Source organism: Prescottella sp. GW823-FHT02E09 (assembly GCF_058797375.1).
Genome location: NZ_JBXAJP010000012.1, coordinates 141789 through 167614 on the forward strand (window position 1 = coordinate 141789; position 25826 = coordinate 167614).

Sequence of the window (25826 nt, forward strand, 5' to 3'; positions counted from 1 at the left end):
CGCAAGACCGAAGTACAGAGAACACAAGAACTGAGGACTCCATGCCCAAGTCGAAGACCCATAGCGGCACCGCGAAGCGATTCAAGGTGTCCGGTAGCGGAAAGATCCTGCGCCAGAAGGCCGGACGTCGCCACCTGCTCGAGCACAAGAGCTCCCGCGTGACCCGTCGCCTCGACGGCAAGGCCGTCGTCAGCGACAGCGATGCTCCTCGCATCAAGCGCCTGCTCGGCATCTGAGCACTTCTCCTACTGACCACACGGGGCCGCACCCGCGCCCCGAAGATTGACAGGATTTTGCAGTGGCACGCGTAAAGAGGGCAGTCAACGCCCAGAAGAAGCGTCGTTCGATTCTCGAGGCCTCGAGCGGCTACCGCGGACAGCGTTCGCGCCTGTACCGCAAGGCCAAGGAGCAGCAGCTCCACTCGATGACCTACGCCTACCGTGACCGTCGCGCGCGCAAGGGCGACTTCCGGAAGCTGTGGATCGCGCGTATCAACGCTGCGGCTCGCGCCAACGACATCACCTACAACCGCTTCATCCAGGGCCTGAAGGCTGCGGGTGTCGAGGTCGACCGCAAGATCCTCGCCGAGCTCGCGGTCTCCGACGCCGAGGCGTTCGCCGGCCTGGTTGCCGTCGCGAAGGCTGCTCTGCCGGCCGACGTCAACGCTCCGGCCGGAGAAGCGGCCTGAGTCAGCAGTTCCGGAATCGACCCGTGGATCCGTTCACCGAACGGACTCCGCGGGTCGTTTCTGCTGTCAAGCTCCTGCGCGGCGCAGAGCGCAGGAAGGCGGGCCGGTTCCTCGCCGAGGGCGAGAACGCGGTCACCGAGGCGCTCGCATCCGTGCCGGTCCACGAGCTCTTCTTCACCGAGAATGCGGCCGAGCGATACCCCGATCTGATCGAGAAGGCGCGCGTTGCCGGCGTCCGCAGCTCGCTCGTCACCGATCGCGCGATCCGGGCCCTGAGCGACACCGTCACCCCGCCGGGCGTCGTCGCGGTCTGCGACCTGCTGGACGTGCCGCTGGACGCCGCGCTGTCCGGCACGACACGCCTGCTCGCGGTGCCGGTGGCGATCGCCGAGCCCGGTAACGCGGGCACCGTCATCCGGGTCGCGGACGCGGTGGGCGCCGACGCGGCGATCCTCGCGGGTGACAGCGTCGACCCGCACAACGGTAAGTGCGTGCGGTCCTCCGCCGGGAGCCTGTTCCACCTGCCGATCGTGCGCGAGCGGAACACCGACGTGGTGCTCGACGCGCTGTCGGCTGCCGGTATCCAGATCCTCGCGACCGCCGCCGACGGTGAGGTCGACCTGGACGAGGCCGACGACCTGCTGGCCAGTCCCACGGCCTGGCTGTTCGGCAACGAGGCGCACGGCCTCGATCCTGCGGTCGCGGCGCGCGCCGATCACCGGGTGCGGATCCCCATCCGTGGGCGCGCGGAGAGCCTCAACCTCGCGACGGCCGCGTCCATCTGCCTCTACGCCAGCGCGCGCGTCCAACATCGAGGGTCGTGACCGGTCCTCGAACTCGTTCGAGTCGTCCTGGGGCAATCGCCTAGGATTCGAGTGTTGTGCTCGCGCGCGTTTTATCCATCGATAGACAAGGAGTTGCACCGGTCGTGGCCAAGAATGAGGGCGTAGCCCCGCCGACTGTCGATGCGAACGCGCTCACCGAGGAGGCGCTCGCCGCCGCGGCGCTCGCGGCAGAGGAGGCCTTCGCGGCCGCCGCCGACCTCGATGCGCTCGCCAAGGCGAAGATCGAACATCTCGGTGACAAGGCGCCGATCGCGCTCGCCAAGCGTGGCCTGGGCGCGCTGCCCGGGAACGAGCGGGCGGACGCCGGTAAGCGCGTCAACGTCGCGCGGACCCGCGTCAGCACTGCCTTCGATGCCCGCCGGGAAGTCCTGCTCGCCGAGCGTGACGCCGCGGTGCTCGTCGCGGAGGCCATCGACGTCACGTTGCCGTCGGATCGTCGTCCGGCGGGTGCGCGGCATCCGATCACGATCATCTCCGACCAGATCGCCGACGTGTTCGTCGCGATGGGCTGGGAGGTCGCCGAGGGTCCCGAGGTCGAGACCGAGCACTTCAACTTCGACGCGCTGAACTTCCTGCCTGATCATCCGGCGCGGACGATGCAGGACACCTTCCACATCGCCCCGCCGAACTCGCGGCAGGTGCTCCGCACGCACACGTCGCCGGTGCAGGTGCGCACGATGCTCGAGCGCGAGGTGCCGATCTACGTCGTGTGCCCGGGCCGCACGTTCCGCACCGACGAGCTCGACGCCACCCACACCCCGGTGTTCTCGCAGGTCGAGGGTCTCGCCGTGGACAAGGGCCTGACGATGGCGAACCTGCGCGGCACACTGGACGCTTTCGCGCGCGCACTGTTCGGTCCGGACACCCGGACCCGGATGCGCCCCAACTACTTCCCGTTCACCGAGCCCTCCGCGGAGGTCGACGTGTGGTTCCCGGACAAGAAGGGCGGCGCCGGCTGGGTCGAGTGGGGCGGCTGCGGAATGGTGAATCCGAACGTGCTGCGCGCGTGTGGGATCGACCCCGACGAGTACTCCGGTTTCGCGTTCGGCATGGGTCTCGAGCGGACCCTGCAGTTCCGCAACGGCATCCCGGACATGCGGGACATCGTCGAGGGCGACGTGCGTTTCACGCTGCCCTTCGGTGTGCAGGCCTGAGCGGCCGGAACGCCCAGAGAACTACAGACTTCACGAGCGAGAGAGCTGAGAAGACGTGCGAGTAGCGCAATCGTGGCTGACCGAGATCCTGCAGCGGGCGACCCCCGAGTGGCAGGTGACCGCCGAGGAGTTGGACGCCGGGTTCGTCCGTGTCGGTCTCGAGGTCGAGGAGGTCGACACCCTCGAGCCGGTGTCCGGTCCGCTGGTGGTGGGCCGGGTCCTGGAGATCACCGAGCTCACCGAGTTCAAGAAGCCGATCCGCTTCTGCAAGGTCGACGTCGGTGCCGACGAGCCGCAGGAGATCGTGTGCGGTGCACGCAACTTCGGTGAGGGTGACCTGGTCGTCGCGGCACTTCCCGGCGCCGTGCTCCCCGGCGGTTTCGCGATCGCGTCCCGCAAGACGTACGGCCAGGTGTCCAACGGCATGATGTGCTCGGCGTCCGAGCTGGGTATCGGCAAGGACCACTCGGGGATCCTGGTCCTCGAGCCGGGCACGGCCGAGCCGGGAACCGACGCGAACGAGCTCCTGGGCCTCGACGACACGATCATCGAGCTCAACATCACCCCGGACCGCGGCTACTGCTTCTCGGTCCGTGGTCTGACCCGTGAGCTCGCGTGCGGCTTCGACCTCGAGTTCGCCGACCCGGCGGTCGTCCCGGCGCTGCCCGCGGACGGCGGCGAGGCGTGGCCGATCGAGCTGCAGCCCGAGTCGAAGGCCACCCGCTTCACGGCCCGCCGGATCACCAGCATCGATCCGAAGGCAGTCAGCCCGTGGTGGCTGCAGCGGCGGCTGCTGCTGTCGGGCGTGCGCCCGATCTCGCCGGCCGTCGACGTCACCAACTACGTCCTGCTCGAACTCGGCCAGCCGCTGCACGCGTTCGACGCAGCGAAGGTCGACGGCGGCCTCGTCGTCCGGCGCGCCGAGGCGGGGGAGAAGCTGACCACGCTCGACGGTGTCGAGCGCACCCTCGATGCCGAGGACGTCGTCATCGCCGACAACTCCGGCGCGATCTCGCTTGCCGGTGTCATGGGTGGTGCCACCACCGAGGTCCACGACGGCACCACCGACATCCTGCTCGAGTCGGCGACGTGGGATCCGCTGGCGGTGTTCAAGACCGCACGCCGGCACAAGCTGACGAGCGAGGCCAGCAAGCGCTACGAGCGGAACGTCGACCCCGAGGTGGCCCTGCCGGCGCTCGATCGCGCGGCCGTGCTCCTCGTGGAGATCGCGGGCGGCACCATCGAGCCCGTCCTCAGTGATGTGGGCGGCGTGACCCCGGCCGGCCCGATCCGCATGGACATCGATCTGCCGGACCGCGTCGCAGGCGTGACCTACCCGAACGGCACCGCCGCACGACGTCTGACCCAGATCGGCTGCGTCGTCGAGGTCGGCGTCAGCGAGACCGGACACGGCCAGTTGGTCGTCACCCCGCCGTCGTGGCGTCCCGACCTGGTGCAGCCCGCCGATCTGGTCGAGGAGGTGCTGCGCCTCGAGGGGCTCGAGCAGATTCCGTCGGTGCTGCCGCATGCCCCCGCGGGCCGGGGACTGACCCCGAAGCAGCGTCGTCGCCGCGCCGTCGGTCGCACGCTGGCCGCGTCGGGCTACGTGGAGATCCTGCCGCCGGTGTTCCTGCCGCACGCGGTGTTCGACACGTGGGGACTCGACGCCGACGACCCGCGTCGAAACACCACCAGGGTGCTCAACCCGCTCGAGTCGGATCGCCCCGAGCTGAACACCACGCTACTGCCCGGCATGCTGGAGGTTCTGGCGCGCAACAACTCTCGTGGCCAGCGCGACCTGGCGCTGTACGGCATCGCGCAGGTGGTGCTGCCGGGTCCGGACACCAAGCCGGTCGAGGCGCTGCCGGTGGACCGTCGCCCCACCGACGAGCAGATCGCCGAACTGCTGAAGTCGCTGCCGGCGCAGCCGCTGCATGTGGCCGTCGTCCTCGCGGGTCAGCGGGAGCCGTCCGGACCGTGGGGCGCGGGGCGTGCTGCCGAGGCGTCGGACGCGTTCGCCGCGGTCCGCACTGTCGCCGACGCCGCCGGTGTCACCGTGGAACTGCGTGCCGCGCAGTACCTGCCGTGGCATCCGGGTCGCTGCGCCGAGGTGCTGTTCGACGGTGCAGTGGTCGGTCATGCGGGCGAGTTGCATCCGGCGGTGCTCGAGCGTGCCGGTCTCCCGGCGCGGACGTGCGCGGTCGAGATCGATCTGGACGCGCTGCCGATCGCGGAGGTGCTGCCGTCCCCGCGGGTCTCGCCGTTCCCGGCCGTGCTGCAGGACGTCGCAGTGGTCGTCGACACGTCGGTGCCGGCCGCGGCCGTCGAGGCTGCGCTCCGTTCGGGCGGTGGCGAACTGCTCGAGGACATACGCCTGTTCGACGTGTTCGAGGGCGAGCAGGTGGGCGAGGGCCGCAAGTCGCTGGCGTTCGCGCTGCGCTTCCGCGGCGCCGATCGCACGCTGACCGAGGACGAGGCCAGCGCGGCGCGTGACGCGGCCGTCGCCGCCGCCTCTGATGCGGTGGGAGCCGTGCTCCGCGGCTGAGACCGGAGATCGATCGACCGACGAGGGGCTCCTCTCGGTAGCCTGGAAAGCGCTACTGGGAGGAGCCCCTCATGGTCGATATGGATGATGTCCTCGCGCAGCTTCGGAGCGCGAGCGACGCGGAACTGCTGGCGCTGGTGCTGGCGGTCACCGGGGACCGTCCCGGACTGTCTCCGGTGCACGCGGCCGCGTTCGCGCTGTCCGAGCTGTACAGGGGTGGGGGCCACACCCCCGACCTGCCGCCCGACCCGTCGCGTCCCGCGATCCCGCCGGAGGTGCCGCCACCGCTGACGATGGCCGGGGGGTCGGTGCCGTCGGGTTCGGTGCCGTCGGGTCCCGCGCCGGACTACACCGAGGCCGGCGTCCCCACGTTCGACCGGGTACGCGACAGGATCGAGGAACGGTTCGGCACCGCCCTCGGCTCCGAGGAACTGGAGCGCGACAGCGGCGCCGGGCGCGACCTCGACGAGCAGTGGCAGGCACGCGAGAAGGCCGGCCGCGACAAGCTCGACGAGATCCGCCGCTCGATGAAGGGCGAGTAGCCCGACCGCCCGACCTCAGTGACGCCCGACCTCAGTGACGTTCGAGGATTGCCGCGAAATCGGTTCCCGCGGGGAGGGTTCCGTACTCCAGGTCACGATCGGCGCCGAGACGCGCGGTGACGAATGCCTCCGCGACGGCGGTGGGGGCGGTGCGCAGCAGTAGCGAACCCTGCAGGCCGAGCGCCATGGCCGCGGCGACCGGTCGCGCCCGCAGCTGCGCGGACGCCTGGTCGAGCGTCGCGAGTTCGGCGAGCATGGCGCGGACCCGATCGAGGTGCGCGTCGAACACCGACGACGCGCCGCGCGCGAGGTTCAGTTCGGCGTCGAACGCCTGCACCGACTCCGGCTCGCGGGTCATCGCGCGCAGGACGTCGAGCGCGATGACGTTGCCCGATCCCTCCCACACCGCCATCACCGGCTGCTCGCGGAACCGGCGTGCCAGCGGGAACGCCTCGGTGTAGCCGTTGCCGCCGAGGCATTCGAGCGACTCGTAGGCGTGGTGCGGCCCGCGCTTACAGATCCAGTACTTGCTGACCGCGGTCGCCAACCGGCGGAACGCCTTCTCGGACTCGGTCGCATCGTCGTCGTGGGCGCGGGCCAGACGCAGCGCGGTCGCCGTCGCTGCCTCGGACTCGAGTGCCAGGTCGGCGGCCACCGCCGTCATGGCCGGCTGATCGACGAGTGTCGCGCCGAACGCGGACCGGTGCCGCACGTGCCACAGGGCCTCGGCCACCGACTGTCGCATGCCCGCGGTCGAGCCGTACACGCAGTCGAGCCGGGTACGGGAGACCATCTCGATGATCGTGCGCACGCCACGGCCGGGCTCGCCGACCAGGTGACCGATGGTGTTGTCGAGTTCGATCTCGGACGACGCGTTCGACTTGTTGCCGAGCTTGTCCTTGAGTCGCTGGATACGGAACACGTTGCGGGTGCCGTCCTCGAGGACCCGCGGCACGAGGAAGCACGACAGCCCCTCGGGTGCGTTCGCGAGGACGAGGAACGCGTCGGACATCGGCGCCGAACAGAACCACTTGTGCCCGGTCAGCAGGTAGGTGCGATCGGCGAGCGGCTGCGCGGTCGTCGTGTTGGCGCGGACGTCGGAGCCGCCCTGCTTCTCGGTCATCGCCATGCCGAACAGGACGCCGGGCTTGTCGCCGGGCGCCGCGAGCGCGCCGTCGTACCCGCGGGAGTACAGGCGTGGCAGCCAGCGCTGTGCGAGCTCCGGGTCGAGCATCAGTGACGGGACCGCCGAGTGCGTCATCGAGATCGGGCATGCATGCCCGGGCTCGATCTGCGCGAACAGCATGAACGTAGCGGCGCGGGCGACGTTCGCGCCGGCGCGCGGCTCCGCCCACGCCGCGGTGTGCGCCCCGTGCTCGACGGCGGCCGAGATCACCCGGTGGTAGGCCGGGTGGTATTCGACCTCGTCGATGCGGTGGCCGTACCGATCGTGCGAGTGCAGGCGGGGAATCTCGGTGTTGGCGAGTTCGGCGGAGTGCTGGAACTCGGCGGTGCCGACGAGCGCACCGACCTCCGACAGGTGCTCGGCCGACCAGTCGGCGTCGTAGCGTGCGACGCCCTCGACGAGCGCCCGGTTGGCCGTGAACTCGTTGACGTCGACCCGCGGTGGCGCCTGGTTGAACACTTCGTGTGTGCGGTGTCCGCCGTTCGCCGTGATCGTGGAGTCCTGTGTTGCCGTCATGTCCTAGACCCTTCCGCCAAGCTATGAATCGTGATTCAATTCTTTCTGGTGACTGTAGAACGGATTCGCGTGACGGGCAACGGTCGCACCGGACGCGGGTCCGGTCGCCGCCCGTCGAAGAGTTGAGGAGAACCCGGTGCATCTGAACGTGCTGCTCGAGAGCGCCTGCAGAAAGTTTCCCGAGAAGGAAGCGCTCGTCTACGGCTCGCGCCGCATCACCTACCGGGAACTGGACTCCGCATCCCGGCGGGCGGCCGAGGTGTTCCGTCGTGAGGGTGTCCGGCCCGGTGACCGGGTCGCGGTGATGACGTACAACTCGCCGGGCTTCGTGATCGCCGCGTTCGGGATCTGGCGCGCAGGCGGCGTGCTCGTGCCGGTGAACCACAAACTCACCGCGCCCGAGGTCGCGTACACGATCGGTCACAGCGGTGCGCGCGTCGGCGTCGTCTCGGCGGACCTGGTCTCCGCCGCCCGCGATGGGGCGTCGGACACCCGCTGGCTGCTCACCGAGATGGCCACGCACGGAGGGGGCGGCGACGCGTCGGACGACTTCGATGCGGCCGTCGAGGCGGCGCCCGAGTGGGACGGTGTCGACGGCAGCGAGGAGGACGTCGCGCAGATCCTCTACACATCCGGCACGACCAGCGCACCCAAGGGCTGTATCCACACCCATCGGTCGATCACGTCGGTGCCGCCGCTGATCGTCGCGACCGTCGGCCTCGAGCGCGACGACCGCTTCCTGCTCGCGATGCCGATCTGGCATGCGTCGCCACTGAACAACTGGATGCTGACGACGCTGTTCCTCGGCGGCACGGTCGTCCTGCTGCGGGAGTACCACCCGATCGAGTTCCTCGAGACCGTGCAGCGGGAGCGGATCACCGCGTTCTTCGGCGCTCCCATCGCCTACCTCGCCCCGGTGCAGGTCGCGAAGGCGCAGGGGATCGATCTGTCGTCGTACGACCTGAGTTCGGTCCGGCGCTGGCTGTACGGCGGTGCGCCGATCGGCGCCGAGACCGCGCAGCTGCTCGCCCGCGTCTACGGCTCGGAGGACTTCTACCAGGTGTACGGGATGAGCGAGATGGGGCCGGTCGGCACCGCGCTCTATCCGCACGAGCAGGTCGAGAAGGCGGGATCGATCGGTCGCGGCGGGATGCCAGGCGTGGACCTGCGGGTGGTCCGACCCGACGGCGCGGACGCGGGACCGGGGGAGACCGGTGAGATCTGGCTCAGTGCCGACACCCGGATGCGCGGCTACCTCGACAACGACGCCGCCACCGAGGATGTGTTCGACGGGCGCTGGTACCGCAGCGGCGATGTCGCGCGGGTCGATGCCGACGGGTACCTGTTCATCGTCGACCGTCTCAAGGACGTCGTCATCACCGGGGGCGAGAACGTCTACTCGCAGGAGGTCGAGGAGGCGATCCGGCCGCACGACGACATTCTCGACGTCGCGGTGATCGGCCGGCCGCACCAGGAGTGGGGCGAGACAGTGGTCGCCGTCGTCGTGCCTGTCGAGGGGAGGACACTGGAACTCGAGGATCTGCGCTTGTACCTGTCAGGCAAGCTCGCCCGGTACAAGATGCCCCGGGAGCTGGTGCTCGTCGATGCGTTGCCGCGGAATCCGTCGGGCAAGCTGACCAAGCATGTGCTGCGTGAGGCCGTGCTTCCCGGGTGATCCGGGCACCGGGAAACCCGCTATGAATGAGTTTGCATGATGGTGCATAATCATCCGTATGGGTACTTCTGGAGACGCTGGAGCTTCGGAGGCCGGTAACCGGTCTCCGATCAAGGTCGCGATCGCGGGTGCGAGCGGGTACGCGGGTGGCGAGATCCTGCGCCTGCTGCTCGGTCATCCCGCCTATCGCGACGGTTCGCTCGTGATCGGTGCGCTGACCGCGGGCGGCAACGCGGGCACGACCCTCGGGTCGCACCACCCGCACCTGCTGCCGCTCGCCGATCGCGTCCTGGGGCCGACCGACATCGAGACCCTGTCCGGGCACGACGTCGTCTTCCTGGGCCTGCCGCACGGCAACTCGGCCGAGATCGCCGAGCAGTTGCCCGAGTCGACCGTCATCATCGACTGCGGCGCCGATTTCCGGCTCACCGACGCCGACGCGTGGGAGAAGTACTACGGCAGCCCGCACGCCGGTAGCTGGCCGTACGGGCTGCCCGAGCTGCCCGGCGGCCGGGAGAAGCTCGTCGGTGCCACCCGCATCGCGGTGCCCGGCTGCTACCCGACCGCGTCGTCGCTCGCGCTCGCCCCGGCCGTCGCGGCCGGTGTCGTCGAGCCGCGGGTCACCATTGTCGCGGTCAGCGGAACCTCCGGCGCCGGCAAGGCGCCCAAGGCGGACCTGCTCGGCTCCGAGGTGATGGGGTCGGTCCGGGCGTATGGCGTCGGCGGTGCGCACCGGCACACCCCGGAGATCACGCAGAATCTCTCGGCGGCGGCCGGCACGGACGTCACCGTCTCCTTCACGCCGGTCCTCGCGCCGATGCCGCGCGGCATCCTCGCCACCTGCACCGCGCCCACCACGTCCACCGCCGACGAGATCCGCGCGGTCTACGAGAAGGCCTACCGCGACGAGCCCTTCGTGCACGTGCTTCCCGAGGGCCAGCTGCCGCAGACCGGGGCCGTCGTCGGCTCCAATGCGGTGCAGATCGCGGTCACCGTCGATACCGCGGCCGGTGTCCTCGTGGTCATCGCGGCGATCGACAACCTCACCAAGGGCACCGCCGGCGGTGCTGTCCAATCCATGAACCTGGCCCTGGGCCTGCCCGAGACCGATGGTCTCTCGACTGTGGGAGTTGCTCCGTGACAACCGAATCCGACTTCGCTGGATCCGACGCGGTCGAGATCGCCGGTGGCCGGCTGATCCGCACCCAGGGTGTCACCGCGCCCGCAGGATTCCGTGCCGCCGGCATCAAGGCCGGAATCAAGGTCAGCGGTCGCTCCGACCTGGCGCTGGTCTTCAACGAGGGACCCGAGCTGGCCGCCGCGGGCGTGTTCACGGCCAACAAGGTCAAGGCCGCACCCGTGCTGTGGTCGCAGCAGGTCCTCACCACCGGCCGGCTGCGGGCCGTGGTCCTCAATTCCGGCGGCGCCAACGCGTGCACCGGGGCGCCCGGCTTCCAGGACGCCCATCAGACCGCCGAGCATGTGGCCGCGTCACTCAGCGACTGGGGCACCGATACCGGCGCGATCGAGGTCGCGGTGTGCTCCACCGGGCTGATCGGTGACCGGTTGCCGATGGACAAGGTCCTGTCCGGCGTGACCGAGATCGTGCACGAACTGGCCGGTGGCATCTCCGGTGGCACCGACGCCGCGCACGCCATCATGACCACCGACACGGTCCCGAAGCAGGCGGCGCTGCACCACACCGACAAGTGGAACGTCGGCGGCATGGCCAAGGGCGCGGGCATGCTCGCCCCGTCGCTCGCTACGATGCTGTCGGTCATCACCACCGATGCCGTCGCCACCGCCGAGCAGCTCGACGAGGCCCTGCGGTTCGCGACGCGGATGTCGTTCGACCGGCTCGACGTCGACGGTGCGACCTCCACCAACGACACCGTGCTGCTGCTGTCGTCGGGTGCCAGCTCGGTCGCCCCGTCGCAGGACGAGCTGAACGCCGCCGTGCTCGCGGTGTGCGACAGCCTCGCCGACCAGATGATGGCCGACGCCGAGGGCGTCACCAAGCGGGTGCGGGTCACCGTCAGCGGTGCCGCGTCCGAGCAGGACGCGCTCGTCGCCGCCCGCACCGTCGCCCGCGACAGCCTGGTCAAGACCGCGCTGTTCGGCTCCGACCCCAACTGGGGTCGCGTGCTGGCCGCGGTCGGCATCGCCCCCATCACGCTCGACCCGGACCGGATCGCGGTGTCGTTCAACGGCAATCCCGTCTGCATCGACGGTGTCGGCGCTCCCGGCGCCCGCGAGGTGGACCTGTCCGGCATGGACATCGACCTCGACATCGAGCTCGGTGTCGGCGAGCACAGCGCGTCCATCCGCACCACCGACCTGTCGCACGCCTACGTCGAAGAGAACTCGGCGTACTCGTCATGAGCGGCGGCATCGGCGACACGGTGGCCACCGACCCGAGCATCGCGAACCTGACATCGAGCCAGAAGGCATTCGTGCTCGCCGAGGCGCTGCCGTGGCTGCAGCGCTTCCACGACAAGGTCGTCGTGATCAAGTACGGCGGCAACGCCATGATCGACGACGAACTCAAGAGCGCGTTCGCCGCGGACATGGCGTTCCTGCGCACGATCGGGATCCACCCGGTTGTCGTGCACGGCGGCGGACCGCAGATCAACGCGATGCTCAAGCGCCTCGGCATGGAGGGCGAGTTTCGTGGGGGCTTCCGCGTCACCACGCCGGAGGTCATGGACGTCGTCCGCATGGTGCTGTTCGGTCAGGTCGGGCGCGAGTTGGTCGGCCTGATCAACGCGCACGGACCGTTCGCCGTCGGCATCTCGGGTGAGGACGCGCGGCTGCTGACCGCGACCCGCCGCACCGTCCAGGTGGACGGCGAGGCCACCGATATCGGGCTCGTCGGCGACGTCACCACCGTCAATCCCGACGCGGTGCTAGACCTCATCGCCGCCGGACGCATCCCGGTCGTGTCCACGATCGCGCCCGACGAGGACGGCGTGGTCCACAACATCAACGCCGACACCGCGGCCGCGGCCATCGCGGAGGCGATCGGTGCCGAGAAGCTCGTCGTCCTCACCGACGTCGAGGGGCTCTACACCGACTGGCCCGACCGCGGCTCGCTCGCGTCCGAGATCGACACGGCCGCACTGCGTCAGCTGCTGCCGAGCCTCGACTCGGGCATGGTGCCCAAGATGGAGGCCTGCCTGCGCGCCGTCGAGGGTGGCGTGCCCACCGCGCACGTCATCGACGGCCGCGTCGCGCACTCGGTCCTGCTCGAACTCTTCACCGGCGAGGGCATCGGCACCATGGTGACCCCCGCTCCCACACTCAACCCTGTTGCCCCGGAAGGACGGAAATGACTGCCACCACGGATCTCCAGCAGCGCTGGTCCGGCGCGCTGATGAACACCTACGGCGTGCCGCGGGTGGCATTGGTCCGCGGTGAGGGCGCCGTCGTCACCGACGCCGACGGAAAGCAGTACCTGGATCTGCTCGCCGGCATCGCCGTCAACATCCTCGGGCACGCGCATCCGGCGATCGTCGAGGCCGTCACGACCCAGCTGTCCACGCTCGGGCACGTGTCGAACTTGTACGCCAGCGAGCCGGCCGTCGCGCTGGCCGAGCACCTGCTCGAGCACCTGGGTGCGGGCGAGGTCGCCGGCACCGTCACGGGCCGGGTGTTCCTGTGCAACTCGGGAACCGAGGCCAACGAGGCCGCCTTCAAGCTGGCCCGGGCCACCGGACGGCGCAAGATCATCGCCGCCGAGAAGGCGTTCCACGGCCGGACGATGGGCGCGCTCGCTCTCACCGGGCAGCCCGACAAGCGGGCGCCGTTCGAGCCGATGCCCCCCGGCGTCGAGCACGTGCCCTACGGCGATCTCGAGGCGCTCGACCGGGCGGTCGACGAGGACACCGCGGCGGTGTTCCTCGAGCCGATCATGGGTGAGGGCGGCGTCGTGGTTCCGCCGGAGGGCTACCTCGCCGGCGCGCGGAAGATCACGGCCGACCGTGGCGCACTGCTGATCCTCGACGAGGTCCAGACCGGCATCGGCCGGACCGGCTGGTTCTACGCGCACCAGGCCGCGGGCATCGTGCCCGACGTGATGACGCTCGCGAAGGGCCTCGGGGGCGGCATGCCGATCGGCGCGTGCATCGCGACCGGCGCGGCGGCCGAGCTCTTCGGTCCGGGCAAGCACGGCACCACGTTCGGCGGCAACCCGGTGTGCGCGTCGGCCGCGCTCGCCGTGCTGCGGACGATCGCGTCCGAGGACCTGCTGTCACACGCCGACAACATCGGCAAGGTGCTCTCCACCGGCATCGAGGGACTGGGACACCCGCTCGTCGACCACGTGCGCGGATCCGGGCTGCTGCTGGGCGTCGTGCTCACCGAGGACGTGGCCCCCGCCGTCGAGACCGCGGCCCGCGACGCCGGGTATCTCGTGAACGCGGCGCAGCCGGGCGTGATCCGGTTGGCACCCCCGTTGATCCTCACCGAGGAGCAGGCGGAAGGATTCGTCGCGGCGCTGCCGGGAATTCTCGATGCGGCTGCGGTGGAACCGGCAGGAGGCAAGTAGTACATGACGATTCGACATCAGAGTGAAGCCCGCGGAGCTACCGTGCGGCACTTCTTGAGGGACGACGACCTGACCCCGGCCGAGCAGGCCGAGGTGCTGTCGCTCGCCCGTGAGCTCAAGGCGAATCCGTTCTCGCAACGGCCGCTCGAGGGCCCGCGCGGCGTCGGCGTCATCTTCGACAAGAACTCGACCCGCACCCGTTTCTCGTTCGAGATGGGCATCGCGCAGCTCGGCGGGCACGCCGTCGTCGTCGACGGCAGCAAGACCCAGCTCGGCCGTGACGAGACGCTGCAGGACACCGGACGCGTGCTGTCCCGGTTCGTCGACGCCGTCGTCTGGCGCACGTTCGGTCAGGAGCGGCTCGAGCAGATGGCCGAGGGTGCGACGGTTCCGATCGTCAACGCGCTGTCGGATCAGTTCCATCCGTGCCAGGTGCTCGCGGACCTGCAGACCATCGCCGAACGCAAGGGTGAGCTGGCGGGCCTGCGGCTGACGTACCTCGGCGACGGCGCCAACAACATGGCGCACTCGCTGCTGCTCGGCGGCGTCACCGCCGGCATGCACGTGACGATCGCGGCGCCGCTCGGGTTCGCACCCGACCCGGTGGTGGTCGACGCCGCCCGCGCGCGGGCTGAGCAGACCGGCGCGATGGTCACGCTCACCGACGATCCGCAGGCCGCGGTGGCCGGCGCCGACGTGCTGGTGACGGACACCTGGACGTCGATGGGGCAGGAGGAGGACGGTCTCGACCGCGTCGGACCGTTCCGGCCGTTCCAGATCAACGCCGACCTGCTCGCGAAGGCGGCACCGGACGCCGTCGTGCTGCACTGCCTGCCCGCGCACCGCGGCGAGGAGATCACCGACGAGGTGCTCGACGGACCCCAGTCCGCGGCGTGGGACGAGGCGGAGAACCGGCTGCACGCGCAGAAGGCGCTGCTCGTCTGGCTGCTCGAACACAGGTCCGGGGCACGGCCGTGACCACCGCCCCGGGGCCGCACTCGGCTCAGCCTGCCGCCGCCGTCGCGCACACGCGCGCCGGCCGGCAGGCGCGGATCACCGCTCTGGTCGCAGAGCGGCACATCCGCAGCCAGGCCGAACTCGCGGCGCTGCTGGGCGCGGAGGGGATCGAGGTCTCCAACGCGACCCTGTCGCGTGACCTCGAGGAACTCGGCGCGGTGAAGCTGCGCGCCGCCGACGGCGGCGCCGGGGTGTACGTCGTGCCGGAGGACGGCTCGCCCGTGCGGGGTGTCTCCGGGGGCACCGACCGGTTGTCCCGACTGCTGGGGGAACTGCTGGTCTCGACCGATGCCAGCGGGAACCTCGCCGTGCTGCGTACCCCGCCGGGGGCCGCGCACTACCTGGCCAGTGCGCTCGATCGGGCGTCTCTGCCCGACGTTGTCGGCACCATCGCGGGCGACGACACCATCCTCGTCGTGGCGCGCGAGCCGCTCACCGGAGCAGAGCTTGCCGCGGCGATAGAGCGCCTGGCCTGACCACTAGACTCTTTCTCGAACACTTCGATTTCTAAGGAGCACACACACCATGGCTGAACGCGTCGTACTCGCCTACTCCGGCGGGCTGGACACCTCGGTGGCCATCAGCTGGATCGGCAAGGAGACCGGCAAAGAGGTCGTCGCCGTCGCCATCGATCTCGGCCAGGGCGGCGAGGACATGGAGGTCGTGCGTCAGCGTGCCCTCGACTGCGGCGCCGTCGAGTCGGTCGTGGTGGATGCGCGTGACGAGTTCGCGAACGAGTACTGCCTGCCGACCATCCAGGCCAACGCGCTGTACATGGACCGCTACCCGCTGGTCTCGGCCATCAGCCGTCCGCTGATCGTCAAGCACATCGTCGAGGCCGCGCGTGCGCACGGCGGCACCGTCGTCTCGCACGGCTGCACCGGCAAGGGCAACGACCAGGTCCGCTTCGAGGTCGGCTTCGGCGCCCTCGCACCCGACCTCGAGGTCATCGCGCCGGTCCGCGACTACGCGTGGACCCGCGAGAAGGCGATCGCCTTCGCCGAGGAGAACAACATCCCGATCAACGTCTCGAAGCGCTCGCCGTTCTCAATCGACCAGAACGTGTGGGGCCGCGCCGTCGAGACCGGGTTCCTCGAGGACCTGTGGAACGCTCCCACCAAGGACGTCTACGACTACACGCAGGACCCGACCCTCAACTGGAACGCCCCCGACGAGCTGATCATCAGCTTCGAGGCCGGCAAGCCGGTTGCGATCGACGGCAAGCCCGTCACGGTCCTCGAGGCCATCCAGGAGCTCAACAAGCGCGCGGGCGCACAGGGCGTCGGCCGCCTCGACGTCGTCGAGGACCGCCTCGTCGGCATCAAGAGCCGTGAGATCTACGAGGCGCCGGGCGCGATGGTTCTCATCACCGCGCACCAGGAGCTCGAGCACCTCACCCTCGAGCGCGAGCTGGGCCGCTACAAGCGTCAGATGGAGCAGCGCTGGAGCGAGCTGGTCTACGACGGCCTGTGGTTCTCGCCGCTCAAGGACGCGCTCGACTCGTTCGTCGCGAAGACCCAGGAGCGGGTCACGGGCGACATCCGCCTGTTCCTGCACGGCGGTGCGATCACGGTCAATGGTCGCCGCAGCCCCGAGTCGCTGTACGACTTCAACCTCGCGACCTACGACGAGGGTGACTCGTTCGACCAGTCGTACGCGAAGGGCTTCGTCAACATCCACGGCCTGTCGTCCAAGGTCGCGGCGAAGCGCGATCTGGGCCTCTAGTCGTGTCTGATCAGAGCAACGTCGGGGGTGCTCCGCACCAGGGCACCAACGAGGGCGCCCTGTGGGGCGGCCGGTTCGAGTCCGGACCGGCCGCCGCCATGGCGGCCCTGAGCAAGTCGACGCACTTCGATTGGGTCCTGGCCCCGTACGACGTGCGGGCATCGCAGGCGCACGCCAAGGTTCTGCACAAGGCCGGCCTCCTCAGTGAGGCCGACCTGGCGACCATGCTCGACGGCCTCACCCGGCTCGCCGAGGATGTCGCCTCCGGTGCGTTCGGGCCGGCGGAGTCCGACGAGGATGTCCACGGCGCCCTCGAGCGCGGTCTGATCGAACGGGTCGGTCCCGAAGTCGGCGGACGGCTGCGTGCCGGCCGCTCGCGTAACGACCAGGTGGCCACCCTGTTCCGGATGTGGTTGCGGGACGCGGCACGGCGGGTCGCCGACGGCGTGCTCGACGTCGTCGACGCTCTCGCGACGCAGGCCGCGGCGCACCCCGACGCGGTGATGCCGGGCAAGACGCACCTGCAGGCGGCGCAGCCCGTGCTGTTGGCGCACCACCTGCTCGCCCACACACATCCGCTGCTGCGCGACGTCCAGCGTCTGCAGGACTTCGACAAGCGGGCCGCGGTGTCCCCGTACGGTTCCGGCGCCCTGGCCGGATCGTCACTGGGCCTGGACCCCGACGCGATCGCCGCCGAGTTGAAGTTCGATTCGGCCGCCGAGAACTCGATCGACGCGACGTCGTCGCGGGACTTCGCGGCCGAGGCTGCGTTCGTGTTCGCGATGATCGCGGTGGATCTGTCGCGGATGGCCGAAGAGGTCATCATCTGGAGCACACCGGAATTCGGCTACCTCACGCTGGCCGACGCATGGTCGACAGGCTCGTCGATCATGCCGCAGAAGAAGAACCCGGACGTTTCCGAGCTGACTCGCGGTAAGGCCGGACGGCTCATCGGCAATGTCACCGGCCTGCTGGCCACGCTCAAGGCGCAGCCGCTCGCGTACAACCGCGATCTGCAGGAGGACAAGGAGCCGGTCTTCGATTCGGTCGCACAGCTCGAGCTGCTGCTGCCCGCGATCACCGGTCTGGTCGCCACCCTCGAGTTCCACACCGATCGGATGGCGGAGCTGGCCCCGGCCGGGTTCACGCTCGCCACCGACATCGCGGAATGGATGGTGCGTCAGGGCGTTCCGTTCCGTGTTGCCCACGAGGCCGCGGGCGCCTGTGTCCGGGTCGCGGAGGCGCGCGGAGTGGGGCTCGACGAACTCACCGACGACGAGCTCGCGGGTGTGGATCCGGCGCTCACGCCGGCGGTGCGCGACGTGCTCACCGTCCACGGATCGATCGCGTCGCGCAACGCGCGCGGCGGCACGGCCGGGGTGCGGGTCGCCGAGCAGCTGGGCGGCGTCCGCCGTTCGGCGGAGGCGTTGCGGGAGTGGACCCGGGCCTAGCCGGGACCGGAGATCGACTCGGTGTAACCGCAGTCCCACATACGCAGTAATGTGGAAGGCTCATCGAACATGATGTGATGCAAGTCACGATGGGTTGCTGGGGGAGTGCTGGTGAGTCTGAGCTCCGACTACGTGGTGGGTTCGCTGCGGCGAGCGGTCGCCACGGCGCAGAACGGCCTCGAGGTGGTTCGCCTCGGCGGTCTGGAAACCGGTGCCACGCCGTCACCGTTCCAGATCGTCGAGCGCGCCCCGATGTATCGACTGCGCCGATACTTCCCGGACACCCCGCCGGAGAACGCCGGGCCGCCGATCGTGCTCGTACCGCCGATGATGATGTCGGCGGACGTGTACGACGTAACCCGCGATCAGGGTGCCGTCGGGATCCTCCACGAGATGGGTGTCGATCCGTGGGTCGTCGACTTCGGTTCCCCGGACTCCGAGGAGGGCGGCTGGGACCGCACACTCGCGGATCACATCGTCGCGATCAGCGAGATCATCGACCGAGTCCACGAGCACACCGGTCGTGACGTCCACCTGTCGGGCTACTCGCAGGGCGGCATGTTCTGCTACCAGGCCGCGGCGTTCCGGCGCTGCCGCAACATCGCCTCGCTGATCACCTTCGGCGCGCCCGTCGATACGCTGGCGGCGCTGCCGTTCAACATCCCCGAGGGCATCGCGACCAAGGCCGCCGACGTCCTCGCCGACCATGTGTTCAATCGTCTGTCCATCGCCGGGTGGATGGCGCGCACCGGCTTCCAGTTGCTCGACCCGGTCAAGACCGCCAAATCCCGGCTCGACTTCCTGAGGCAGTTGCATGACCGCGAAGCCCTGCTGCCGCGCGAGCAGCAGCGCCGCTTCCTGGCGCAGGACGGCTGGGTGGCCTGGTCCGGACCCGCGGTCGCCGAACTGCTCAAGCAGTTCATCGTCCACAACCGGATGATGACCGGTGGGTTCGTCATCAAGGGCACCCCGGTGAGCCTCGCCGAGATCTCGTGCCCGATCCTCGCATTCGTCGGTGAGGTCGACGACATCGGCCAGCCGCTCGCCGTCCGTGGGATCAAGCGGGCCGCGCCCCGCGCCGAGGTGTTCGAATCAACCCTGCGCGCAGGGCACTTCGGCCTTGTCGTCGGCTCCTCCGCCGCCTCCCGGACGTGGCCGACGACCGGCCAGTGGGTTCGATGGCGTGAGGGTACCGGGCCGCGCCCGGAGACCGTCGACGTGATGATCCACGACGAGCCGTCCGGCACCGACAGCGGCGTGAGCATCGCCAACCGGCTCGCGCACACTGTCGCGTCCATCGCCGAGGTCGGCGTGGGCGTCGGCAAGGGGATCGCGGATCTGGCCACCGACACCGTGCGCGGGACCCGAGAACTGTCGGTCGAGGCGGCGCGCGCGTTGCCGAGGCTGGCTCGGCTCGGGCAGTTGCAGCCGCACTCGCGGATCTCCCTGGGGCTGTTGCTCGCCGAGCAGGGACGCAAGGCGGCGAACGGGGAGTTCTTCCTGTTCGACGACCGGGTGCACACCAACGCCGCGGTCAACACGCGCATCGACAACGTGGTCCGAGGCCTCATCCACGTCGGTGTCCGGCCGGCCAACCACGTCGGTGTCCTCATGGAGACGCGGCCCAGTGCGCTCGTCGCGATCGCGGCCCTGTCGCGACTGGGTGCAGTCGCGGTGCTGCTGCCGCCGGGTGGGGATCTCGGCGAGGCGGTGCGGCTCGGCGGGGTCGACCGTATCCTCGCCGACCCCGACCACCTCGAGGACGCGGTGGCGACCGGCAGGAAGGTTCTGGTGCTCGGCGGCGGTGAGTTCCGCGGTCTCGACGTCGAACTGGGTCCGGATGTGGTGGACCTGGAGCAGGTCGATCCGGATGCGGTGACGCTGCCCGGCTGGTATCGCCCGGATCCCGGGCTCGCTCGGGAACTGGCGTTCGTGATCTTCAGTGGGTCGCGTGGCAGCCTCGAGGCCAAGTTCATCACCAACTACCGCTGGGCGCTCTCGGCGTTCGGTACGGCCTCCGCGGCGTCGCTCAGCCGCGGCGACACGGTGTACTGTCTTGCGCCGCTGCATCATTCGTCGGGACTGATGGCCACCCTCGGCGGGGCGGTCGCGGGCGGTTCGCGGATCGCGCTGTCGCGTGGGCTGGATCCGGAACGCTTCGCGGAGGAGATCCACCGCTACGGCGTCACCGTGGTCAGCTACACGTGGACGATGCTGCGCGAGATCCTCGACGCCAAGTTGCTGCCGCTCGAGCACGGACATCCGGTACGACTGTTCATCGGTTCGGGAATGCCGCCCGGGCTGTGGCGCCGAACCACCGAGCGGTTCGCCCCGGCACGGGTGCTCGAGTTCTACGCGTCCACCGAGGGCGACGTGGTGCTGGTGAACGTCTCGGGCGCGAAGGTCGGTTCCAAGGGCCGTCCTCTACCCGGCAGCGCCGAGGTTCGTCTGGGAGCGTACGACCCGATCGAGGGGCGTCTCCTCGAGGACGCGCAGGGATTCGTCCGGGAGTGCGACGACGACGAGGTGGGTCTGCTCCTGGGACGCCCGGGCGCCCGCGCCGAGGCGGTTCCCGGTGTTATGCGGGGTGTCTTCGCCGCCGGCGACGCCTGGGTGCCCACCGAGAACCTCTTCCGACGGGATGCGGACGGCGACTACTGGCTGGTCGACCACAAGCGCACCGTGGTCGCGGCCGCACGTGGTCCGGTGTTCACCCAGCCGATCGTCGACGCGCTCGGGGAGCTGCCGCACGTCGAACTCGCGGTCGCCTACCCGGTGCCCGCGGGTGAGTCTCAGGTGGCGGTCGCGGCAATCACCGTCCACGAGGATCGCGTTCCCAGTGCGGCCGAGATCGGAGCCGCGCTCGGACCGTTGCCGATCGAGCAGTGCCCCGACATCGTGCACGTCGTCGACAGCATCCCGCTCGGCGCCTCGTACCGCCCGCGGGCGTCGGAGCTGCAGGCAGCGGGCGTGCCGAAGCCTGGCGTGCGCGCGTGGTACCTCGATGTGGACACCGGCCGGTACAAGCGGCTCACGAAGGCGGCCGCGGCCGGCTTCACCGACACCGCGGCGAAGCCGGGTGGGGTGCCCGCGTGAGGACTCCGTCGCCGACTTGTAGCCTGGACCGGCCGAGATCCCGGACGGCCCGAGAGGACTGAAGTGGTTATTGATCCCACCCTGCTCAGCATTCTGGCGTGCCCGCAGGACAAGGGGCCGTTGCTGTTGGTCGGTGACGAGTTGCTCTACAACCCGCGGTTGCGCCGGGCCTACCCGATCGAGAACGGGATCCCCGTGCTGCTGATCGACGAAGCCCGCGACGTCACCGACACCGAGCACGACGACTTCGTCGCCCGCGGCATCGCCTCCGGCGCCGACTAGGCCGGTTCCAGTGGCCCGGTGAGGTAGCGCTGCAGCGTCGGCGCGATGAGCCGGACGGTGTGTTCCGTGGACAGGTTCCGCAGGGCATCGATCCCCAGCAGGTGGCGGGAGACGAACATTCCCGTCATCTGTGAGGCGACGAGCGCGACGCGCAGATCTCCGGTTCCGGCCGGGGAGTCCACTCGTGTGGCGATGTCTTTCAGCGCCACCTGGAGGAGGAAGCTGCGGACGAGATTCTCCTCGCCGCCCGTCAGCGCCGACCGTACCGCGGCCACTACGGCCGGTTGGTGGGCGGAGTCCCAGACCCCGATCACCTTTCGCGCGAGAGTCTCGCCCAGAGTCTCGACCGGGGCCGCCTCGAGCGCTCTCAGGATGGTCGCGGGGTCGATTGGCAGCTCGATAGCATCGACGAGTAGGCGTTGCTTCGTCCCGAAGTAGTGGTGGACGAGTGCCGAGTCGACCCCCGATTCCGACGCGATCGACCGGATGGTCGTGTGGTCGAACCCTTTGCTCGCGAACTGGTTCCGAGCGACCTGCAGGATCCGGTCGCGGGTGCCCGAGCGTCCGGGGCGCCGACCGGAACGGGCGGGCGAGGACGGCTCCGCCATCACGGTGTCCGTCGACGCAGTGTCGCGGCACCGAGACTCAGTGCCACCACCACGAACCCCACCACGATCCCGAGATCACGCCACATCAACGCTGTCGTACCGGGATTGGTGGCTACCTGCTGCAGGGCCTCGACCGCGTAGCTCAGCGGGAGCACGTTGCTGATCCACTCCAGCCACTGCGGCAGTTGCCCGCGCGGGACCAGCAGCCCACACAGCAGGAGTTGCGGGATCACGATGACCGGCATGAACTGCACGGCCTGGAACTCGGTGCGCGCGAATGCACTGCACAGCAGACCCAGCGCGACGCCGAGCACCGCGTTGACCACCGCGATGAGCAGGACCCAGATCACGCTGCCCTCGGTGGTCAGGCTCAGGAATCCGAAGGCGACCGCACAGGCGAGACCGGCCTGCGCCGCGGCGGCGAGTGAGAACGCGGTGCCGTAGCCGGCCAGCAGGTCGAGCTTCGACAGGGGAGTGGTCAGCAGGCGTTCGAGGGTGCCGGAACTGCGCTCGCGCTGCATCGCGATCGAGGTCACCAGGAACATCACGACGAACGGGATGATGCCGAGCATCGTGATCGCGATCCGGTCGAACAGCGGTGTCTGGCCGGGCGGGGTCGGGACGTTCTGATACAGGAAGTAGAGAAGCACCATCAGCAGCGACGGCACCACCAAGATCATCGCGACAGTCCGGTGGTCGACGCGGAGTTGACGCAGGATGCGCGTCGTACTCGCGGCGTAGATGCGCGGGGCGATGATCATGGCTGGACTCCCACCTGCTGCGCCCGGATGAGCGAGAGGAACGCTTCCTCGAGGTTCGCCTTGCCGGTGCGGCGCCGCAGTTCGTCCGGTGGCACGTGCGCGAGCAGCCGACCGTCCCGCAGCAGCAGGAGGTTTTCGCAGTGGTCGGCCTCGTCCATGACGTGGCTCGACACCAGCAGGGTCGTCCCCGCCCCGGCCAGCGAGGCGAAGTGTTCCCACAGTTCGGCGCGCAGGACGGGGTCGAGTCCCACGGTGGGTTCGTCGAGCACCAGGACTTCCGGCCGGGCGACCAGCGCGCACGCCAGCGAGACCCGGCCGAGCTGACCGCCGGACAGATCGCCGGCCTGGTGGTTGGTGTGGCTGGTCAGTCCGACGGCCTCGATGGTGTCCGCGACCGCGTCGTTGCCGCGGCCGTACAACGACGCGAAGTACCGCACGTTGTCGCGGATCGTCAGGTCCAGGTAGACGCTCGGTGCCTGGGTCACATAGCCGACCCGACGACGCAGATCCGCCGAGCCCGCCGGCCGACCGAGCACCGTGACGGTGCCGGACTCGACGATCTGGGTGCCGACGATGCACCGCATCAGCGTCGTCTTGCCGCACCCCGACGGCCCGAGCAGGCCAGTCACGGTCCCGCGGGCGATCTCGAGCGTCACGTCTCGTAGCGCGGGGGCACCGCCGCGTCGGACATCGAGCCCGTGGATCTCTATCGCCGCGACGGGCGAAGCGGAGCTTCCGGTCATGTCGACCTCGATTCATCGAGTGATGAACTCACCGTTCGATGAATTATTTGCCCGTGCGAGGACGCCCGTCAACGTTCCGCGCGCCCGGGAGCGACGTCGGTGCACAATCGTCACCGTGACCAGTCTCGGACGCGACGTCCTCCGCGACGCCGCACATCCGCTCGACGCGGCCCGGGCGGTTCTCGGCGCAACGCTCACGGTGGGTGCGGTGCGCGCGCGGATCGTCGAGGTCGAGGCGTACGGGGGCGACCCGGCCGGCCCATGGCCGGATCCCGCATCGCACTCGTATCGCGGACCGTCGGCGCGGAACGCGGTGATGTTCGGTGAGGCGGGCCACCTGTACGTGTACCGCAGCTACGGCATGCACTACTGCGCCAATGTCTCGTACGGACCGGAGGGCATCGCCGGTGGCATCCTGCTGCGCGCCGCCGAGATCGTCGACGGCCACGAACTGGTCGCTTCGCGGCGCCCGGGAATCCGGCGTCACGCCGACGCCGCCCGCGGACCGGGCAACCTGGGTTCGGCACTCGGGCTGACCCTCGACGACAACGGGGCCGACCTGTTCGGGAGTCACCCGGACACGTGCCTCGAAGACACGCGCCTCCAACCGGGAGAGCAGCAGGCGTATCGCGGCGGCCCACGGGTCGGGATCGCCGTCGCCGCGGATCGGCCGTGGCGCCTGTGGATACCGGACTCGGCGGCTGTCTCCGTGTACCGCCGTAGCCCGCGCGCACCCGCGATCACCGCGCGGTGGGATGATCGGGTGCGTGACTGAGAACATCCTTGACGAACTGACCTGGCGGGGCCTCATCGCCCAGTCGACCGATCTGGACGCACTGCGTCGTGAGACCGAGGCCGGTCCAGTCACGTTGTATGCCGGTTTCGACCCGACCGGGCCGAGCCTGCACGCAGGCCACCTGGTCCCGTTGCTCGCCCTCAAGCGCTTCCAGCGCGCCGGCCACCGGCCGATCGTGTTGGCCGGCGGGGCCACCGGCATGATCGGCGACCCCCGCGATGTCGGCGAGCGCACCATGAACTCGGCCGACACGGTCGCCGAGTGGGCCGACCGCATTCGTTCGCAGCTCGAGCGTTTCGTCGACTTCGACGACTCACCGACCGGCGCGGTCATCGAGAACAACGCCAACTGGACGTCCAAGCTGACGGCGATCGACTTCCTGCGCGACATCGGCAAGCATTTCTCCGTGAACGTCATGCTCGCCCGGGACACCGTCAAGCGGCGCCTCGAGTCCGACGGAATGTCGTACACCGAGTTCAGCTACATGTTGCTGCAGGCGAACGATTTCGTGCACCTGCGCCGCAACTACGGCTGCGTGCTGCAGGTCGGTGGGTCCGATCAGTGGGGCAACATCATCGCCGGCGTCGACCTCAACCGGAAGCTCGACGCTGCCTCGGTCCATGCGATGACGGTCCCGCTGGTGACGTCGGCCGACGGGAAGAAGTTCGGCAAGTCCACGGGTGGCGGCAGCCTGTGGCTCGATCCCGAGATGACCAGCCCGTACGCCTGGTACCAGTACTTCGTGAACACCGGCGACGCCGATGTCATGCGTTACCTGCGCTGGTTCACGTTCCTCACACAGGACGAACTCGCCGAACTCGAGCTCGCTACCGCGGAGCGCCCGCAGGCCCGTGAGGCGCAGCGCCGCCTCGCGGCCGAGATGACCACGCTCGTCCACGGACAGGCCAATACCGACGCGGTGGAACTCGCGAGCAAGGCGCTGTTCGGCCGCGCCGAACTGGCGGACCTCGACGAGTCGACGCTGGCGTCGGCGCTGAAGGAAGCTTCGATCGCAGACGTTCGGACAGGCGAGCCGAACACCATCGTCGATCTCCTGGTTGCCAGTGGTCTGTGCGACAGCAAGGGCGCTGCACGCCGGGCCGTCAAGGAGGGCGGCGCCTACGTGAACAACGAGCGCGTCGAGGCCGACGACTGGGTGCCCGCTGCCGAGGATCTACTGCACGGCCAGTGGCTCGTCATCCGACGTGGACGAAAGAACTTCGGCGGCATCAAGGTAGTCGCCGGCTGACGTGTCCGGCGTCACGAAGATCAAGTTCTTGCCGAACGGGGCGGGGTTCGCCTCGCCCCGTTCGGTCTACCTGCGGGTTTTCGACTCGACCTCGCGACGCATGGGCTCTGAACAGGCGATTTGGTGTTCGGGGGCAAAGCCCCGTAACTTATTGCAGGTCAGAGCGACACGGACACCGACCCGCCGCCGAGCTTCGCAGCTCAGCGAGGGAAAACGAGGTTGTACGGAGAGCGCCTGAAAATCCGAGTGTGGCACTTCCTGTAGGGTTGTGGTGTGCGTTCGGGTGGCCGGAGAAGTTGAGGATTTGCGTCCGAGGCTTGGTTCGGTTAGGCTGGAACGGTTGCCCCGGAACGAGGAGCCTTTGGGTTTCTGGTGATGGTGTGTGCGTGTTCTTTGAGAAC

At 69.4% G+C, this 25826-nt stretch carries 23 protein-coding genes; 19 read left to right on the forward strand and 4 right to left on the reverse strand.

Features of this window, described 5'->3' with window-relative positions:
- The first annotated feature begins 41 nt into the window (after positions 1-41).
- The 6 genes from rpmI to AC1RIF_RS24615 all read left to right on the forward strand — a co-directional run bounded on the left by rpmI (position 42) and on the right by AC1RIF_RS24615 (position 5774).
- The gene (gene rpmI, locus AC1RIF_RS24590; protein ID WP_492603987.1) at positions 42-236 is read left to right on the forward strand and encodes a 50S ribosomal protein L35; all 195 of its coding nucleotides are present in this window, start codon (positions 42-44) and stop codon (positions 234-236) included.
- Positions 237-298: 62 nt separating this feature from the next.
- Positions 299-688: a 50S ribosomal protein L20 gene (gene rplT / locus AC1RIF_RS24595; RefSeq protein WP_174910529.1), complete on the forward strand. Its 390-nt coding sequence runs from the start codon at positions 299-301 to the stop codon at positions 686-688.
- A gap of 23 nt (positions 689-711) precedes the next feature.
- Complete coding sequence (locus AC1RIF_RS24600) at positions 712-1512, forward strand: TrmH family RNA methyltransferase (RefSeq protein ID WP_492603988.1); 801 nt, start codon at positions 712-714, stop codon at positions 1510-1512.
- Positions 1513-1616: 104 nt separating this feature from the next.
- Entirely contained in the window at positions 1617-2687 is a 1071-nt protein-coding gene (gene pheS, locus AC1RIF_RS24605) for a phenylalanine--tRNA ligase subunit alpha (RefSeq protein WP_492603989.1), read from the forward strand.
- A gap of 55 nt (positions 2688-2742) precedes the next feature.
- Complete coding sequence (gene pheT, locus AC1RIF_RS24610) at positions 2743-5232, forward strand: phenylalanine--tRNA ligase subunit beta (protein WP_492603990.1); 2490 nt, start codon at positions 2743-2745, stop codon at positions 5230-5232.
- Between the two features lie 71 nt (positions 5233-5303).
- Entirely contained in the window at positions 5304-5774 is a 471-nt protein-coding gene (locus AC1RIF_RS24615; protein WP_492603991.1) for a PspA/IM30 family protein, read from the forward strand.
- 31 nt (positions 5775-5805) lie between these two features.
- Here AC1RIF_RS24615 and AC1RIF_RS24620 read toward each other — a convergent pair whose 3' ends face one another.
- Positions 5806-7476: an acyl-CoA dehydrogenase family protein gene (locus AC1RIF_RS24620; RefSeq protein ID WP_492603992.1), complete on the reverse strand. Its 1671-nt coding sequence runs from the start codon at positions 7474-7476 to the stop codon at positions 5806-5808.
- 136 nt (positions 7477-7612) lie between these two features.
- Between AC1RIF_RS24620 and AC1RIF_RS24625 the strand changes: the two genes are divergently transcribed.
- From AC1RIF_RS24625 to AC1RIF_RS24675, 11 genes are all read left to right on the forward strand, one after another.
- The gene (locus tag AC1RIF_RS24625; protein ID WP_492603993.1) at positions 7613-9151 is read left to right on the forward strand and encodes a class I adenylate-forming enzyme family protein; all 1539 of its coding nucleotides are present in this window, start codon (positions 7613-7615) and stop codon (positions 9149-9151) included.
- Between the two features lie 58 nt (positions 9152-9209).
- Positions 9210-10292 carry an N-acetyl-gamma-glutamyl-phosphate reductase gene (gene argC / locus AC1RIF_RS24630; RefSeq protein ID WP_492603994.1) on the forward strand — a complete coding sequence of 361 codons (1083 nt, stop codon included), beginning with the start codon at positions 9210-9212 and terminating at the stop codon, positions 10290-10292.
- Complete coding sequence (gene argJ / locus AC1RIF_RS24635) at positions 10289-11533, forward strand: bifunctional glutamate N-acetyltransferase/amino-acid acetyltransferase ArgJ (RefSeq protein ID WP_492603995.1); 1245 nt, start codon at positions 10289-10291, stop codon at positions 11531-11533. Before argC ends, argJ begins: the two co-directional genes overlap by 4 nt.
- Complete coding sequence (argB, locus tag AC1RIF_RS24640; protein ID WP_492603996.1) at positions 11530-12483, forward strand: acetylglutamate kinase; 954 nt, start codon at positions 11530-11532, stop codon at positions 12481-12483. Before argJ ends, argB begins: the two co-directional genes overlap by 4 nt.
- Positions 12480-13697, forward strand: a complete 1218-nt coding sequence (locus tag AC1RIF_RS24645) for an acetylornithine transaminase (protein ID WP_492603997.1) — start codon at positions 12480-12482, stop codon at positions 13695-13697. The genes argB and AC1RIF_RS24645 overlap by 4 nt, the downstream gene beginning before the upstream one ends.
- Before the next feature lie 3 nt (positions 13698-13700).
- A complete protein-coding gene (gene argF, locus AC1RIF_RS24650) occupies positions 13701-14675 on the forward strand; it encodes an ornithine carbamoyltransferase (RefSeq protein ID WP_492603998.1) in 975 nt (324 codons plus the stop codon).
- Positions 14672-15190, forward strand: a complete 519-nt coding sequence (locus AC1RIF_RS24655) for an arginine repressor (RefSeq protein ID WP_492603999.1) — start codon at positions 14672-14674, stop codon at positions 15188-15190. The genes argF and AC1RIF_RS24655 overlap by 4 nt, the downstream gene beginning before the upstream one ends.
- A 49-nt stretch (positions 15191-15239) precedes the next feature.
- Complete coding sequence (locus AC1RIF_RS24660) at positions 15240-16439, forward strand: argininosuccinate synthase (protein WP_492604000.1); 1200 nt, start codon at positions 15240-15242, stop codon at positions 16437-16439.
- A gap of 2 nt (positions 16440-16441) precedes the next feature.
- Positions 16442-17890 carry an argininosuccinate lyase gene (gene argH, locus AC1RIF_RS24665; protein ID WP_492604001.1) on the forward strand — a complete coding sequence of 483 codons (1449 nt, stop codon included), beginning with the start codon at positions 16442-16444 and terminating at the stop codon, positions 17888-17890.
- A gap of 105 nt (positions 17891-17995) precedes the next feature.
- Complete coding sequence (locus AC1RIF_RS24670; RefSeq protein ID WP_492604002.1) at positions 17996-20986, forward strand: acyl-CoA synthetase; 2991 nt, start codon at positions 17996-17998, stop codon at positions 20984-20986.
- A 63-nt stretch (positions 20987-21049) separates the two neighbouring features.
- Positions 21050-21268: a Trm112 family protein gene (locus AC1RIF_RS24675; protein ID WP_492604003.1), complete on the forward strand. Its 219-nt coding sequence runs from the start codon at positions 21050-21052 to the stop codon at positions 21266-21268.
- On the opposite strand, the gene AC1RIF_RS24680 is transcribed toward AC1RIF_RS24675, so the two are convergent.
- The 3 genes from AC1RIF_RS24680 to AC1RIF_RS24690 are packed head-to-tail and all read right to left on the reverse strand — an operon-like array spanning position 21265 to position 23380.
- Entirely contained in the window at positions 21265-21876 is a 612-nt protein-coding gene (locus AC1RIF_RS24680) for a TetR/AcrR family transcriptional regulator (protein WP_492604004.1), read from the reverse strand. The genes AC1RIF_RS24675 and AC1RIF_RS24680 overlap by 4 nt on opposite strands.
- On the reverse strand, positions 21876-22637 hold the full coding sequence (locus tag AC1RIF_RS24685; RefSeq protein WP_492604005.1) for an ABC transporter permease: 762 nt from the start codon (positions 22635-22637) through the stop codon (positions 21876-21878). The genes AC1RIF_RS24680 and AC1RIF_RS24685 overlap by 1 nt, the downstream gene beginning before the upstream one ends.
- A complete protein-coding gene (locus AC1RIF_RS24690; protein WP_492604006.1) occupies positions 22634-23380 on the reverse strand; it encodes an ABC transporter ATP-binding protein in 747 nt (248 codons plus the stop codon). The genes AC1RIF_RS24685 and AC1RIF_RS24690 overlap by 4 nt, the downstream gene beginning before the upstream one ends.
- Positions 23381-23495: 115 nt before the next feature.
- Here AC1RIF_RS24690 and AC1RIF_RS24695 point away from each other — a divergent pair, with 115 nt between their 5' ends.
- Together AC1RIF_RS24695 and tyrS are read left to right on the forward strand one after the other, a co-directional pair.
- Entirely contained in the window at positions 23496-24155 is a 660-nt protein-coding gene (locus AC1RIF_RS24695) for a DNA-3-methyladenine glycosylase (protein WP_492604007.1), read from the forward strand.
- Positions 24148-25425 carry a tyrosine--tRNA ligase gene (tyrS, locus tag AC1RIF_RS24700; protein WP_492604008.1) on the forward strand — a complete coding sequence of 426 codons (1278 nt, stop codon included), beginning with the start codon at positions 24148-24150 and terminating at the stop codon, positions 25423-25425. Before AC1RIF_RS24695 ends, tyrS begins: the two co-directional genes overlap by 8 nt.
- Positions 25426-25826 lie beyond the last annotated feature (401 nt).

Bases quoted from the DNA above. Each gene is read 5' to 3' on its own strand.
- rpmI (WP_492603987.1), top strand. From the start codon at position 42: ATGCCCAAGTCGAAGACCCATAGCGGCACCGCGAAGCGATTCAAGGTG.
- AC1RIF_RS24615 (WP_492603991.1), top strand. From the start codon at position 5,304: ATGGTCGATATGGATGATGTCCTCGCGCAGCTTCGGAGCGCGAGCGAC.
- AC1RIF_RS24620 (WP_492603992.1), bottom strand. From the start codon at position 7,476: ATGACGGCAACACAGGACTCCACGATCACGGCGAACGGCGGACACCGC.
- argC (WP_492603994.1), top strand. From the start codon at position 9,210: ATGGGTACTTCTGGAGACGCTGGAGCTTCGGAGGCCGGTAACCGGTCT.
- argB (WP_492603996.1), top strand. From the start codon at position 11,530: ATGAGCGGCGGCATCGGCGACACGGTGGCCACCGACCCGAGCATCGCG.
- AC1RIF_RS24645 (WP_492603997.1), top strand. From the start codon at position 12,480: ATGACTGCCACCACGGATCTCCAGCAGCGCTGGTCCGGCGCGCTGATG.
- argF (WP_492603998.1), top strand. From the start codon at position 13,701: ATGACGATTCGACATCAGAGTGAAGCCCGCGGAGCTACCGTGCGGCAC.
- AC1RIF_RS24660 (WP_492604000.1), top strand. From the start codon at position 15,240: ATGGCTGAACGCGTCGTACTCGCCTACTCCGGCGGGCTGGACACCTCG.
- AC1RIF_RS24680 (WP_492604004.1), bottom strand. From the start codon at position 21,876: ATGGCGGAGCCGTCCTCGCCCGCCCGTTCCGGTCGGCGCCCCGGACGC.
- AC1RIF_RS24685 (WP_492604005.1), bottom strand. From the start codon at position 22,637: ATGATCATCGCCCCGCGCATCTACGCCGCGAGTACGACGCGCATCCTG.
- AC1RIF_RS24690 (WP_492604006.1), bottom strand. From the start codon at position 23,380: ATGACCGGAAGCTCCGCTTCGCCCGTCGCGGCGATAGAGATCCACGGG.